General features: G+C 45.6%; 14 protein-coding genes. 13 read left to right on the forward strand and 1 reads right to left on the reverse strand.

The annotated features are described in order from the left end of the window. Positions 1-64 precede the first annotated feature (64 nt). Positions 65-934, reverse strand: a complete 870-nt coding sequence (locus tag J2T19_RS02655; protein ID WP_307212869.1) for a YitT family protein — start codon at positions 932-934, stop codon at positions 65-67. A gap of 219 nt (positions 935-1153) precedes the next feature. On the opposite strand from J2T19_RS02655, the gene J2T19_RS02660 reads away from it, so the two are divergent. The 13 genes from J2T19_RS02660 (at position 1154) to dinG (ending at position 14003) form a co-directional block, all read left to right on the forward strand. Beyond that, positions 1154-1483, forward strand: coding sequence for a nucleotide pyrophosphohydrolase (locus tag J2T19_RS02660; RefSeq protein WP_056696770.1), 330 nt, complete (start codon positions 1154-1156; stop codon positions 1481-1483). A gap of 51 nt (positions 1484-1534) precedes the next feature. Next, positions 1535-2059, forward strand: a complete 525-nt coding sequence (locus tag J2T19_RS02665) for a tetratricopeptide repeat protein (RefSeq protein ID WP_307212871.1) — start codon at positions 1535-1537, stop codon at positions 2057-2059. A gap of 77 nt (positions 2060-2136) precedes the next feature. Further along, positions 2137-2940: a 4-hydroxy-tetrahydrodipicolinate reductase gene (gene dapB, locus J2T19_RS02670; protein ID WP_056696772.1), complete on the forward strand. Its 804-nt coding sequence runs from the start codon at positions 2137-2139 to the stop codon at positions 2938-2940. Positions 2941-2994: 54 nt separating this feature from the next. After that, the gene (gene mgsA / locus J2T19_RS02675) at positions 2995-3435 is read left to right on the forward strand and encodes a methylglyoxal synthase (RefSeq protein ID WP_056696773.1); all 441 of its coding nucleotides are present in this window, start codon (positions 2995-2997) and stop codon (positions 3433-3435) included. Beyond that, positions 3432-4133: a bacillithiol biosynthesis deacetylase BshB1 gene (gene bshB1 / locus J2T19_RS02680; protein ID WP_307212877.1), complete on the forward strand. Its 702-nt coding sequence runs from the start codon at positions 3432-3434 to the stop codon at positions 4131-4133. Before mgsA ends, bshB1 begins: the two co-directional genes overlap by 4 nt. Before the next feature lie 95 nt (positions 4134-4228). After that, positions 4229-5389 carry an N-acetyl-alpha-D-glucosaminyl L-malate synthase BshA gene (gene bshA, locus J2T19_RS02685; RefSeq protein ID WP_307212880.1) on the forward strand — a complete coding sequence of 387 codons (1161 nt, stop codon included), beginning with the start codon at positions 4229-4231 and terminating at the stop codon, positions 5387-5389. Between the two features lie 25 nt (positions 5390-5414). Continuing rightward, entirely contained in the window at positions 5415-6758 is a 1344-nt protein-coding gene (locus J2T19_RS02690; protein ID WP_307212882.1) for a CCA tRNA nucleotidyltransferase, read from the forward strand. Continuing rightward, positions 6745-7722 (forward strand): biotin--[acetyl-CoA-carboxylase] ligase, encoded by a 978-nt coding sequence (locus J2T19_RS02695; RefSeq protein WP_307212883.1) that lies wholly within the window; start codon positions 6745-6747, stop codon positions 7720-7722. The genes J2T19_RS02690 and J2T19_RS02695 overlap by 14 nt, the downstream gene beginning before the upstream one ends. Positions 7723-8108: 386 nt before the next feature. Continuing rightward, positions 8109-8984 carry a 3-methyl-2-oxobutanoate hydroxymethyltransferase gene (gene panB / locus J2T19_RS02700; protein WP_145047449.1) on the forward strand — a complete coding sequence of 292 codons (876 nt, stop codon included), beginning with the start codon at positions 8109-8111 and terminating at the stop codon, positions 8982-8984. Further along, entirely contained in the window at positions 8981-9877 is an 897-nt protein-coding gene (panC, locus tag J2T19_RS02705) for a pantoate--beta-alanine ligase (protein WP_307212886.1), read from the forward strand. Before panB ends, panC begins: the two co-directional genes overlap by 4 nt. Further along, on the forward strand, positions 9870-10253 hold the full coding sequence (gene panD, locus J2T19_RS02710) for an aspartate 1-decarboxylase (RefSeq protein WP_056696783.1): 384 nt from the start codon (positions 9870-9872) through the stop codon (positions 10251-10253). Before panC ends, panD begins: the two co-directional genes overlap by 8 nt. 93 nt (positions 10254-10346) lie before the next feature. Continuing rightward, a complete protein-coding gene (locus tag J2T19_RS02715) occupies positions 10347-10979 on the forward strand; it encodes a tetratricopeptide repeat protein (RefSeq protein ID WP_307212890.1) in 633 nt (210 codons plus the stop codon). A 159-nt stretch (positions 10980-11138) separates the two neighbouring features. Next, complete coding sequence (gene dinG / locus J2T19_RS02720) at positions 11139-14003, forward strand: ATP-dependent DNA helicase DinG (RefSeq protein WP_307212892.1); 2865 nt, start codon at positions 11139-11141, stop codon at positions 14001-14003. Positions 14004-14119: the final 116 nt, after the last annotated feature.

The raw sequence follows: 14119 nt of genomic DNA on the forward strand, positions 1-14119 counted from the left end.
GTCCACAAGAAAGGCCGTTGAACGGCTGATTTCTTGAGTTAGAGGTCTTTTCGTTATGATTGGTTTAGTTTTCCTTGAAACCCTCACCGTGCACGTCATGTACGTCACTGATAATGACAAATGCACGTGGATCAACGGAACGCACGATCGTTTGCAAACGTCTAAATTCCTGGCGAGAAATAACGCAGTATGCCACGTGCTTAGCTTGTTTGGAGTAGGCTCCAATAGCGGGAATGAGTGTTACTCCGCGATCCATTTCCCGGGTAATCAGATCAGCAATTTCGGGAGCATGGTCACTGATAATCATAAACGCACGAGCAGAGTACGCCCCTTCCTGAATAAAGTCAATGACTTTAGAAGCGATGAATACAGCCACGAGCGTATACAGAATTTTTTCTTTTGGAATATAAATCAGAGAGATCCCGATGATGATAAAATCGATCCCCAGCAGTATACGTCCCATACTCCAGCCATATTTTCGATTCAGAATGCGAGCGATAATATCAGAACCACCTGTCGTTCCGCCCCAGCGAAAGACGATCCCGAGGCCTGCGCCAAGTGTAACACCTGCATATAACGCTGCAAGCAAGAGGTCATTTTCCGTATGGAGGGGTTCAATCCACCCCAAATGAATCATTTTTTCAAACAACCATAGGAAAATAGTGAGCGCGCCGATCCCCACGCCGGTATAGATCATCTGTTTGCCACCCAAAACTTTGAGTCCAATCAGGAAAAGTGGCACATTCAGAATTAAGGTTGTGAGTGAAGGAGAGATGCCAAATGCATAGTTAACCAACACGGTGACGCCAGTGACTCCGCCTTCCATCAACTGGTTAGGGATGATGAAATAGAGCAGTCCGAACGCGTACAAGGCTGTGCCGAGCAAAATAGGCAGAATTAATTTAAATTGCACCAACGATTTAAATGTACTCATATGATCCCTCACCGTATGTAAATTTAGAATGTTAAAGAGGTCGTTCAAAAAGTCCGCTTTCCTTTTTGAACATGCACTTAAAGCAATCATTCCCATCTTAGTATACCTTTTTGTAGATTCTTTAAAAATGATTTGTGCTTTATATTGTGGAAGTGTATCTAAATAACTGATATTATTATGAACAAATACGACATTATTTCAAAAGGAGAATCCGTTCTCATGGAGAAAAGCATCGCAGAAATGCAGCGTGAGGTTGATCTCTATATCTCACAGTTCAAAGAGGGATACTTCAGTCCACTCGCCATGCTGGCTCGTATGTCAGAGGAAGTAGGGGAGCTTGCGCGGGAAGTGAATCATGAGTTTGGTGAGAAGCCGAAGAAGGCTTCTGAAGCAGATAACTCGATCGAACTGGAACTTGGAGATATTTTATTTATCACGATTTGTTTTGCCAATTCGCTCGGCATTGACCTGGCTCAGGCACACGATAAAGTCATGCATAAATTTAATACACGCGATGCTAATCGGTGGACTCCAAAAAACACCGATTAGGCGTAGATTACATATGCTGTACCATCACCCGATTGGGGAGGGACAGCTTGGATGATGAAGCCGGAAGATTACATGCAGCAAGCTTATCGCTGTATTTTGCAAAATGACTTTGAGCAGGCGATTCGGTGGTTCGAATCAGCCATTCATGCTCACCCGGAACATGCGGAGCTCTATTATCGCTGTTCCATCACGCATGCGCGCAGTCAGCACCTCAGTCCTGCATTGCAATATGCTCGCAAGGCTGTGGAGTTGTCTCAGGATACGGAGGAGTACAGATTGCATTTGCAGACGCTTGAAGCGAAGGAACTGAGCATTCAAGCCAAGGGCATGTTAGAACAGGCAGGAAGTGGAACACATGCACGTTATGTGCAAGCTGCTAGACTGCTTAAGCAAGCCGTTAAGCTTGACCCTTTATCTGTGGAGGCACATGTGATGTTAGCTCTTGCATACAGCGATCTGAACGAGTTCGATCTTGCAACGAAGGCTGTACGTGATGCATTGTCTCTGGATCCTCAGAATGGGCAATTGCATCTATTGCTCGACCAAATCACACAGCGTATGAATTCTATTCAATAAGAATCCATTCTAATGGCGACATTAGCATAGAACGGATTCGGACTACTGATCAAACATAGCGAGGAGATGCAGCCAAGATGAGTGAGACAATCAGAGTTGCCGTCATTGGAGCGGCTGGCCGGATGGGCCGAGAAGTGGTGAAATTGGTGCTTCAAGATCCTGAATTAGAATTGGCAGCAGCAGTTAACCGTTCCGGCGCCGGCACAGACGCCGGAACACTCGTCGGTCTTCCAGAGTGTGGCGTATTGGTAACCGACGATATTGAAATGGCTTTTGCTGAGTCTAAACCGCAGGTTATGGTTGATTTTACGATCCCACAATATGCGTTTAAACATACTGAAATTGCGATCCGATATGGGGTAAGACCCGTTATGGGCGTTACAGGGTTTACAACCGAACAAATTGAGCAACTGGACAAGCAGTGTCAGGACAAAGGTATCGGAGGTTTGATTGCTCCTAACTTCTCCATCGGAGCTATTCTAATGATGAGATTTGCGGCACAAGCAGCCAAACATATGCCTAACGTGGAGATCATAGAGTACCACGGGGATCAGAAGCTGGATGCTCCATCAGGAACGGCCATCAAAACGGCTGAGCTAATTGCAGCTAACCGTGAGGAACTTCGCCAAGGTAACCCGAATGAAGAAGAACTTATCGAGGGATCTCGTGGTGGATATTATAATGGCTTCCGCATTCACAGTGTTCGTCTTCCAGGTGTATTTGCACAACAGGAAGTGGTATTTGGTGATTTTGGTCAAACGCTCAAAATTCGTCATGATTCCTATGAACGTGCAGGTTATATGCCAGGTGTTAAAATTGGTATCCAAAAAGTTATGGAATATACAGGACTCATCTACGGTTTCGATAACTTTATCGACTAAAAGAGGCTGTTCAAAACCCGGATGTTTTGAACCTGAACCCAGAAGGAGATTGTTATGTTAAAAATTGCATTTATTGCCCATGATCGCAAAAAAGAAGAAATGGTCAACTTTGTGACAGCATATGAACCTGTATTTACTGACCATCAATTATATTCCACCGGCACGACAGGTCTTCGTATAATGGAAGGAACATCTCTACAGATCCACCGATTCGAATCCGGCCCGCTGGGTGGAGATCAACAGATTGGTGCGTTGGTTGCGCAGAATGAGATGGATCTTATTATTTTCTTGCGTGATCCACTGATGGCACAGCCACACGAACCGGATATTAATGCACTTCTTCGTCTATGTGATGTTCAAGGCATTCCTCTCGCAACCAATATTGCAACAGCCGAGATTCTCGTTAAAGCATTGGATCGTGGTGATTTTGCATGGAGAGAGCTTGTTCACAAATATAAGCCAGAGGCGGGTATAGAACCGGGTGATACGCAATGAGTTTAGATATACTCATTTTCGGTGCTCACGCGGATGATGCGGAAATTGGTATGGGTGGAACTATCGCGAAACACACGGCAGCCGGATTAAAGGTTGGCGTGTGCGATTTAACCCGAGCTGAGATGTCATCGAACGGTACGGTGGAACGCAGGGCCGAGGAAGCGGAGGAAGCCTCCCGCGTCCTCGGTCTTTCGTGTCGGTCAAATCTGGGACTGCCTGATCGAGGCTTATACATAACGCCAGAGCATATTCAAGCGGTAACGGCTGAGATTCGTCGCCATGCCCCACGTGTGGTATTTGCTCCATATTGGGAGGATCGCCATCCGGATCATGTGATGTGCAGTAAAATTGTGCAGGAAGCTGTATTTAATGCGAAACTACGAAATTACATGCCGGAATTGCCAGCTGTGCAAGTGAAGGAATGTTATTTTTACTTTATTAACGATATTGGTCGAACGGATTTGATTGTGGATATTTCGGAACACTATGAACAAAAAGAAAATTCACTGCTATGTTATCGTTCACAGTTTGAGATGGGGGTCGGTACCGTTTCTACTCCACTGAATCAAGGATACATTGAACGGGTAAGGGCAAGGGATTCTCTATTAGGGCAGCGTAGCCTCATCCCTTTTGCTGAAGGTTTCGCGACTTTAACACCTTATGTTGTTCGTCAGTTTGGTTCAGTAAATCATAAATAACGGTGAATCTTCTTATTATAGTGATGAATGATGATTCGTTTTCCGTTGCATTACATTAACCTGCACTCGCGGGGGATCAAAGGAGCGTCCATTGGATGGATCAAAAATTAAAGATTGGCATCACCTGTTATCCGTCCCTAGGAGGGTCTGGCGTTGTCGCAACGGAGCTAGGCAAATTGCTTGCCGAACAGGGACACCAGGTTCACTTTATTGCGAACAGTATCCCGTTTAGACTGGGTACGTTTCAGAAAAATATATTCTATCATGAGGTAGAGGTTAACGACTATTACGTGTTCCGTTATCCGCCTTACGATCTCTCTCTGGCGACGAAGATGGCACAAGTAGCGAAGGCACAACAACTTGATTTACTTCATGTACATTATGCGGTTCCGCATGCAGTATGTGCTTTCTTAGCTAAGCAGATGGTGGGAGATGACCTGAAAGTAGTCACAACCCTTCATGGTACGGACATAACTGTGCTTGCACAGGATGAATCATTGAAGGATCTCATCCGTCTGGCGATTAATGAAAGTGATGCGGTAACCGCTGTATCTCGTGATTTGATTCGTGAGACGGTGGACTTGCTGGATATCCAGCGTCCAATCGATCTCACGTATAATTTTATTGATAAACGAATTTATTATCCCCGTGATGCGGCCAGCTTACGTCGTGATTTTGCAGCACCGAATGAGAAAATATTAATGCACATCTCTAACTTCCGACCAGTGAAGAGAACGCAGGACGTGGTAGAGGTATTTCGGCAGGTGCAGGAACAAGTTCCTGCTAGATTATTGTTTGTAGGCGAAGGACCAGACCTCCCCAAAATTCAGTGGAAGATCAACGAAATGGGCTTGAGTGATCGCGTGCATTTTCTGGGTAAACAGGATGATATCGCGCAAGTGATCTCCATGGCTGATGTCCTGATGCTACCATCGGAAAAAGAAAGCTTTGGCCTTGTTGCGCTTGAAGCAATGGCCTGTGGTGTACCAACGATTGGTTCACAGGCTGGCGGTATTCCTGAACTGGTGTTACACGGCAAAACAGGATTCTTGTCTCCGATCGGAGATACGCAGTCCATGGCGGAGAATGCAATTCGTTTGTTAACCGACGATCGTCTCGCTGCTGAATTCAGAGAAGCTTGTTTGCATCGAGCACATCATGATTTCTGTAATGATGCGATTCGTCATGAATATGAAGAAATTTACTACCGCGTACTGGGACGTGAAGTTCCGAGTCTCAAGCCGGTATGTGGTTGATACAATCCTGACCTCGTAAGAGCACATGGACGTGCTTAGCGAAGTGCAGGACAGTAATGAGGTGAGTACAGTGGTTCAATGGGTACAGGTGGATCAAGAGATGGCACGACAAAGTGAACGTGTGATTCGTACGTTGAACGAGCATGGTTATGAAGCTTATTGGGTGGGTGGTTGTGTACGCGATGAGCTCCTGGGAAGAGCAGTGGATGATATGGACATTACGTCTTCGGCTTCTCCTGAGCAGGTGATGCAGTTGTTCGAAGATTGTATCCCAACTGGGCTTCAGCATGGTACGGTGACCGTTCGCTCTGGTGGTTATTACTTCGAAGTGACAACGTTCCGCACAGAATCGGAGTATAAGGATAATCGAAGACCCTCAGCCGTACACTTTGTGAAGGATATCAAAGAGGATTTGCAACGTCGCGATTTCACCATGAACGCTCTTGCAATGGACTCTGACGGAAATATCGTTGATCCTTTCGGTGGTCAAATTGATATTCGCGAGGAGCGAGTTCGTTGTGTGGGAGATGCCAAGGCGCGATTTGGTGAAGATGCACTGCGAATCCTTCGGTGTGTGCGTTTTGCATCAGTTTTCCACTTTAGCATTGCCTATAACACATGGAAGGGACTTCTCCGTCAGAGAGATCTGTTAAAACATATCGCTATGGAACGCGTGCGGACCGAGATGGTCAAAATGATGTCAGGTTCACATCCGCTCGCAGGTATGGAGCTTCTGCTTCGCAGTCGAATATTGGAAGAAGTCAAAGCTCCTGTCGATGCCAACCGGTTTGATAGAACACTTCTGATGAATCTTGAAGAGCTCAAGGGTGAGCATGTCATACTCCGTTGGGCATTACTTCTGCTGGCAGGGAACTATTCAAAGGATGAGGCGGATACGCTGTTACGTCAATGGACATTCTCTAACGACGAACGTACCCGTATGACTGGAGTTCTTCAAGTGGAAGCGATGAACAGAAGCCTGGTGCGGGAAAATAAACCTGTAGAGGCGCTGCGAGCGGAGTGGATTCAAACGGTACTGATATGCGGTATCCGTGCCACTCAAGATTGGCTGATGATGCAATCCATTCTTCCAGCCGCTTGGAGAAAACTTCCGATCTCAATGGAAGATCAGTTCAACTATATTCAAGCCAACGCTTCAGAATGGAGCCAGTCCATGCAGGTGCAGGAATTAAAGGATCTGGATATTACTGGCGAGGCGATTCTCGGTTTACTAGGACGCAAAGGCGGACCTTGGTTGGGACAGCTCATGAAGCATCTGCTGAGAGAAACCGCGATTGGAAATATAGCAAATCAGTCTGAAGCGCTGAGTGCAGAAGTGAAGCGGGTGGGAGCCATTGACCAAGCATGAAGAACTGCTACATATGTTACTTAAAGCGGATGGACAGTTTGTATCTGGGGAAGAGATTAGCAAAAATTTACTCATCAGCAGAACTGCCGTGTGGAAGCATGTGAATAAGCTGCGCGATCTTGGTTATGAGTTTGAAGCCGTCTCTCGAAAGGGATATCGCCTTCTTACGAAGCCTGATAGCATTGACGAAGCAGGTCTCCAGTTGGCGCTGCAGACAGAAGTGTTTGGACGTCAGGCGATTATTATGCAATCGACGCCATCTACCCAGGGGGAGGTGCAGCAGCTCGCAGACGGAGGTGTCAGCGAAGGTGCTGTTGTACTTGCGGAGGAACAAACCAATGGACGAGGCCGTTATGGTCGCAGATGGTATTCTCCTCCAGGTAAGGGCATATGGATGAGTATCTTGCTGCGTCCACAGCAATCTCTACGTAACACACCGCAACTAACATTGTTAACAGGGCTTGCCGTTTGTCGCGCGATTCGTTCATTTACAGGCGTAGATGCTGGAATTAAGTGGCCGAATGATGTGCTGGTTAATGGACGTAAAATATGTGGGATTCTAATGGAATCAGCTCTAGAAGATCATGAACTGAGATATTGCATTGCAGGAATCGGGGTTAATGTTAATTTTGACAAGCAAGACTACCCTGAGGAACTGTCACCGATTGCGACGTCTCTCCAAATAGAAACAGGCAAAACGGTAGACCGAACTTTACTTGCAGCAGCAATTCTAACAGAGCTAGAGCAATTATATGATATGTATCAGAAGCAAGGCTTTAATGTGATTGCTGCGTTGTGGGAAGCATTATCCGTCTCGCTCCATCGTGACATCAAAGTATCCAATGCTCATGGCATTGTTGAAGGAACGGCACTGGGTATTGATTCTTCTGGTGCACTAATTGTACAGAAAAAGGATGGAGAACGGATTACGGTTTTCTCTGGCGAAATTTCGTTAACTGACTAGAGAATTGTCGAATTTCCAAGATTAAAATGAACATAAGACGTGAAGTTTAAGCCGAACTTTGGTATACTGTGTGTGAGGCGATATCGGCTAATGTAGACCGAACCGAATTGCACTCCACGCAACAGTATGCCTTATTGGCTTGAATCGAACAGTATTAGTTAATGTTCCAAAAGATCGCGTTTGGATGCGAATTTTTTGAAACGTGTAACCACAAATCGAATTGATGTTGAAGTGAGATGTTGGATTCTGCTCTGAGCCGAAGAGGACCGAGACAGAAGGGACGATCGCAAGTGACTCTTTTTTGACTTTTCGGGACTTTTTAGTGGAAAACTAAAAGGTTTTTTTGTTGTGTTTACATTGAAAAGGTGAAAGGAGCCATGACTAAAATGGCAAACAAACAAGCATTAAATATTGTGAAAATGAAAAAATATAAACAAGATGGCGTTCCGCTGAGCATGATTACTGCCTATGATTATCCAACCGCACAACTTGCCGAAGAAGCAGGTATTGACCTTATTTTGGTTGGAGATTCACTCGGTAATGTTGTGCTCGGCTATAACTCAACGCTCCCTGTAACGATTGATGATATGGTGTATCACACACGCTCTGTAGTACGCGGGGCAGAGAATACCTTTATCGTGGCAGATATGCCGTTTATGACCTATCACGGCAGTATTGATGAGACACTTAAAGGCGTGCGTCGCCTGATGCAGGAGGGGCATGCTCACGCCGTCAAAATGGAGGGCGGAATGGAGATTGCAGATACCGTGAAAGCGGTAGTTCAATCAGGTGTGCCTGTTCTGGGGCATATCGGTCTGACCCCTCAATCCGTTAATCAGATCGGTGGGTATCGTATTCAGGGTAAGGATGCGGCCGATGCGAAACGTCTCATGGATGAAGCTAAGGCGCTTGAAGCGGCGGGGGCGTTCGGGATTGTTTTGGAATTGGTAACGGAAGAAGTGGCAAGAGCGATCTCAGAAGAACTTTCGATTCCTACGATTGGTATCGGAGCGGGACGTGGCTGTGATGGTCAGGTGTTGGTATTCCATGATGTGGTGCAATATGCTTCACCTTATACACCCAAACGTTTTGTCAAAACATACGGGGATGTAGGCGAACTGATTCGTAACAGCATTAGTTCATACGTGAAGGAAGTCAAAGACCGTTCATTCCCAGCACAAGAGCATGTGTTCACAGCAGCAGATGGCGTGCTAGACCAACTATACGGACATCGCAAAGAAAAGGTGGCGAACAACGGATGAAAGTAATCCGCACAATAACCGAAGTAAGACAGGAAATTAGCCGATTGCGCCAGAGCATTGGTTTAGGTGAAGCCACGGTTGGTTTTGTACCTACTATGGGTTATCTCCATGAGGGACATGCGAGCTTGATGCGAGCAGCGAAGGAGCAGAGCGATATCGTTGTTCTAAGTATCTTTGTGAATCCAATTCAGTTCGGACCAAACGAAGATTTTGATAGCTATCCTCGTGATGAAGCTAGGGATGTGGAAACAGCAAGGCTGCAAGGGGTGGATATCGTATTTATTCCCTCTGTGAACGAGATGTATCCAGAGCCTACGCAGACAACAGTGTCTGTTTCCCAATTAACGGATCGTTTGTGCGGAGCATCCCGCCCAGGGCACTTTGATGGGGTCACAACGGTGGTATCTAAGTTATTTAATATCGTGCAACCGCAGCGTGCATTTTTTGGCATGAAAGATGCGCAGCAGGTAGCAGTTATTCAGCAAATGGTCAATGATTTGAACATGGCGGTGGAAATTGTACCTTGTCCAATCGTGCGTGAAAGCGATGGTTTAGCTCTAAGCTCCAGGAATGTCTATCTAAGCGAAGAACAGCGTGAGCAGGCACTCGTGCTGTCACAGGCACTGCGAGTAGCTCAAGAGACTATAGATACGAATTCCTCGGTAACTGCGGCGGATATCCGCACGATGTTACGTAAGGTAATTCAGGCGTCACCACTGGCAGTCATTGATTATGCGGAAATTCAAGCTTTTCCAAGCTTACAGCCACTAGCGGATCATGAAATGGTGTACGGACGTGAGGATGTCTTAATTGCCCTTGCAGTTAAATTTGGAAAAACAAGATTGATTGATAATATTAAGTTGCACAAATCGGAGGTGCTGTCTCATGTTTAGAACACTGATGAAATCCAAAATTCACCGCGCTACCGTCACGGAAGCGAATTTGAATTATGTGGGTAGTATAACCATCGATGAAGATCTGATGGAAACATCCGATTTGATGGAAAATGAAAAGGTTCAAATTGTTAACAATAATAATGGAGCACGTCTTGAAACGTACGTCATTCCTGGCCCGCGTGGCAGTGGTGTGATCTGTCTCAATGGAGCGGCTGCTCGGTTGGTTCAACCTGGTGATACCGTAATTATTATTTCATATGCGATGATGTCTCAGGAGGAGGCTAATGCTCATAAACCAACCGTTGTCTTTGTAGACGAGCAGAATAAGCCTGTTCAAACCTTGAAACAAGAGATCCACGCAACAATTATGTAATCGACTGGTAAGGGGAATGAAATCGGTGCATCAAGCAAAAAATGAGTACAGGTCACTGCACTAATTCATTTTTTCAAGGGTGGGGATGCATCGATGTTCCAGCATGTTTTCGCAGAAATGAACGACATGTTAGATGAAATTATCAAGCGCTACCCTTCCGCTGAAGGCCTGAACAAACAGGAATTGCTTCAAAAGTGGAACTTGCTCAAGCGGATGAGTGACGGCATGATTGATGAGTGGCTGATGTTTGAAGAGAAAATGAGTCAGGTACGTGAACAAGAGCTGGTCAAACCTACGTCGCTTGAACCGGAGCAGGAAGCCGTTACGGCACTACCTGAAATTCATTTGGAGTGCTTTAGTCGCGGTCAAGGCTATTTCAAATTGCAGATGTACCCGCAAGCCATTACACAATTTTCGCAAATTGTAGCCGATTATCCAGATAGTGCATTGACTCGTTATTATCTGGCACTTGCTCACCTCAATTTGGAACAAAACACAGAGGCATTAGCACACTTACATCGTATATTGCGACTTAAGGGATCACCACGTCTAAAGGGGCTGGTCTGCAATGCTCTTGGATGTATTGAAGCCAAGCTTGCGAATCCACAAGGAGCATGTTCGTTGTTTGCACAGGCGCTTCAGCATGACCCAACGTTGACCGAACCACTGTATAATATGGAAGCTTGCAGGCAAAACAAAGGACAATTGCAATTCGGAATTGGCTGACTAAATTTGGATAAAAAATGCAGTAGCCAGCATGAAGACGGTGTTTCTTCCTCAAGGATTACGGAGGAGGCACCGCCTTTTTTTGTCAGTTAATTTTCAAACGTCCTTTTTTTTGCTATGCTGTAACATAGACTGGAATGGAAGGGATCGTACATTGCAATGAAATTTGCCGTATTGGATTTCGAAACAACCGGCACGCAGTCCGACGGTGAAATTATACAGGCCGGACTTGCCATCATAGATCATGACTACAGCATATCTCAAATATATAGTTCTTATGTGAATCCGGGCGTACCGATTCCACCGTTTATTACGGGGTTAACCGGTATTACCGAGGAAGATGTTGCGGACGCTCCTTCATTAGAAGAGATGATGATGGAGATGGTTCCACTATTGAACGATGTCGTTCTGGTTGGTCATAACGTTGCATTTGATTTTCATTTTCTTCAAAATGCATTAGACCGTTGTGGATATTTGCCATTCACAGGACGAATTTTGGATACCATTGATTTTCTCAAAATCTCATTTCCTTCACTTAGCTCCTACCAGTTAGGATATGTATCGACTGAATTCGGATTTCAGCATGACCGTCCGCATCAGGCGGATAGTGACGCGTTAGCTACCGCGCATGTACTGCTGAAATGTTTGGATGAGCTACGGGAATTGCCACTTATTACGATTCAGCGTTTGTCTGACTTATTTGCACCAGAGGATAGCGATTTCGGTTGGTACCTCGATGGTATGCGAAGTGAGAAGGAAGCTGAACCTATTCAGGATTTGGATGGACACACCTATTATCGCCAATTAGCGCTTAATGTGAGTGATTGGATGGACATTGGTGCTCCACGCAATGAGCTGGAGGGTAATCCACTGGATGGTGTCAGTTTTGAGCAATTCATGGATCAGGTTCGAAGCAATCTCAGAGATACCCTGGATCACTACGAGGAACGGGAAGCACAGACTTTAATGTTCAGTAGTGTGAGACAGGCTCTGGATGAAGAGAAGCACCTGCTTATTGAAGCAGGTACGGGGACAGGTAAGTCTCTGGGGTATCTGCTACCAGCCATTTATGAAAGTGTGAAGCAAGAACAGAAAGTGATGGTGAGCACACACACCATTAATCTGCAGGAGCAGCTTAGAGAACGGGATATACCGATGCTTACTGAAGTTGTACCGTTTCCGTTTAAAGCTGCTGTATTTAAAGGTCGGGGTCATTATTTGTGCCTGCGCAAATTCGAACACAAAATCAATAAACGCGAATTTGCTACACCCAAAGAAGACTATTTCACAGCAGCACAGATGATTGTTTGGCTTGCTCAGACAGAAACAGGGGACGACGAAGAACTGAACTTGAGCGCGCGTGGTGGGGACTTCTGGGAGACGGTGCAGAGCGAGTCTGAATCCTGCCTTGGGCGATCTTGCCCATGGTTCCGCAAATGTTTCTATCACCGGGCGAAGCATGAGGCAGGCTTATCAGATATCGTAATTACGAATCATTCCAAATTATTTACCGATGTGAAAGCAAGTCATCAGCTTCTTCCTGCTTATGAAAGTCTTGTTATAGATGAGGCTCATCACCTAGAGGACGTAGCAGGCAAACATTTAGGTTTGCATATGAAATATTTCACGATGGTTCATACGCTCACACGTCTGTTTAAAGATAGCCGTAACGGTCAATTGCCTATGCTTCGGTCCCAGCTATCAAGCCATGAAAAATCAGTACAATGGGGTTCAGCTATTGATCAGATGTTCCCGCTTGCTGTTGAAGTCAAGGACATGTGGGACAGATTGAGCGACTCTTTATTTAATCTTCTTCCTGAGCGTAGCGATGCTTCTCCGGGAGAAACAGGTCAATTCTCTCTTCGATTAAAGCCGTCGCAGAAGCCAGATAAGTGGCAGGCGCTTCAAGAGGATGAGAATCAAATATACGTAACGTTAGGTGACTTGATTCGTAAGGGTGATAAGCTGTTACTTGAGATCAAGGAAGAACAAGATGACTATCAATCCGATAGCTTGATTACGGATATTACAGGCCTTCTGAAAGATCTCGCCCTACTCAAAGAGAATCTACGTTTCTTCATGCGTATGGATGATGTCAATACCGTTTATTGGATGGAAGCAAGTGGACAGTTCCGAAGTAAATCGCTACAGCTCTATGCGGTTCCTGTAGATGTCAGCGCACAACTGAAGGAATTGTTCTTCGACAAAAAGAAAAGCGTTGTTCTGACTTCAGCTACACTTTCTGTAGATAAGTCATTCCAATTTATGATTGAGCAACTAGGATTGCAGGAAGCAGCAGACCATAACCGCCTGCTTACGTCCTTGCTACCGTCCCCGTTCCGTTATCGGGATCAGGCATTGCTTGTTATTCCACGTGATTTCCCAAGTTTAAAAGGCAGCGTAGGGGATGCACATTTTGTTGATATGTTGGTGCATTCATTAGCCGAAACGGCCATTGCGACGCGTGGACGAATGATGGTGCTCTTCACGTCGTATCGCATGCTGAGACAAGTGTATGATCCTCTTAAGGAAGCCTTGGCGGGTAACGATATCTCGCTGCTCGGTCAAGGGGTGGATAGTGGTAGCCGTTCGAAGCTCACACGCCGCTTCCAAGATGCCAAGGCAACAGTACTTTTGGGTACCAGCAGCTTCTGGGAAGGTGTAGACATTCCAGGGGAAGCTCTCACCTGTCTGGCAATTGTTAGATTGCCATTCCAGCCGCCTAATCATCCATTATTGGAAGCGAAAAGCGAGCTGTTGCAACAACAGAAGAAAAATCCATTTATGAAGCTATCTGTGCCACAAGCTGTCATTCGTTTCAAGCAGGGTTTCGGAAGACTTGTACGGACAGCGAAGGACAGAGGCATCGTCATTGTATACGATACACGGGTCATTGAAGCATATTATGGTAAGTATTTCTTATATTCGTTACCAGGTCCCAAAATGGAGCATATGTTGACCGAACAGATGGTTCCACGAATTCGTGAGTGGTTAGACCAGCCTACTGATGAGGCTTCGGAATAGGGCTATACACGCAAGCGTTGCACCCTGATCGTAATTAGTTGTAAAATTTATAAGATTCAATCATTGAGGAATAAAGATTACTGCTATCATAATGTATATCATTGAGGCATCCTGTC

The sequence above is a fragment of the Paenibacillus tundrae genome (assembly GCF_030812775.1).
In the GTDB taxonomy this organism is placed as follows: domain Bacteria; phylum Bacillota; class Bacilli; order Paenibacillales; family Paenibacillaceae; genus Paenibacillus; species Paenibacillus tundrae_A.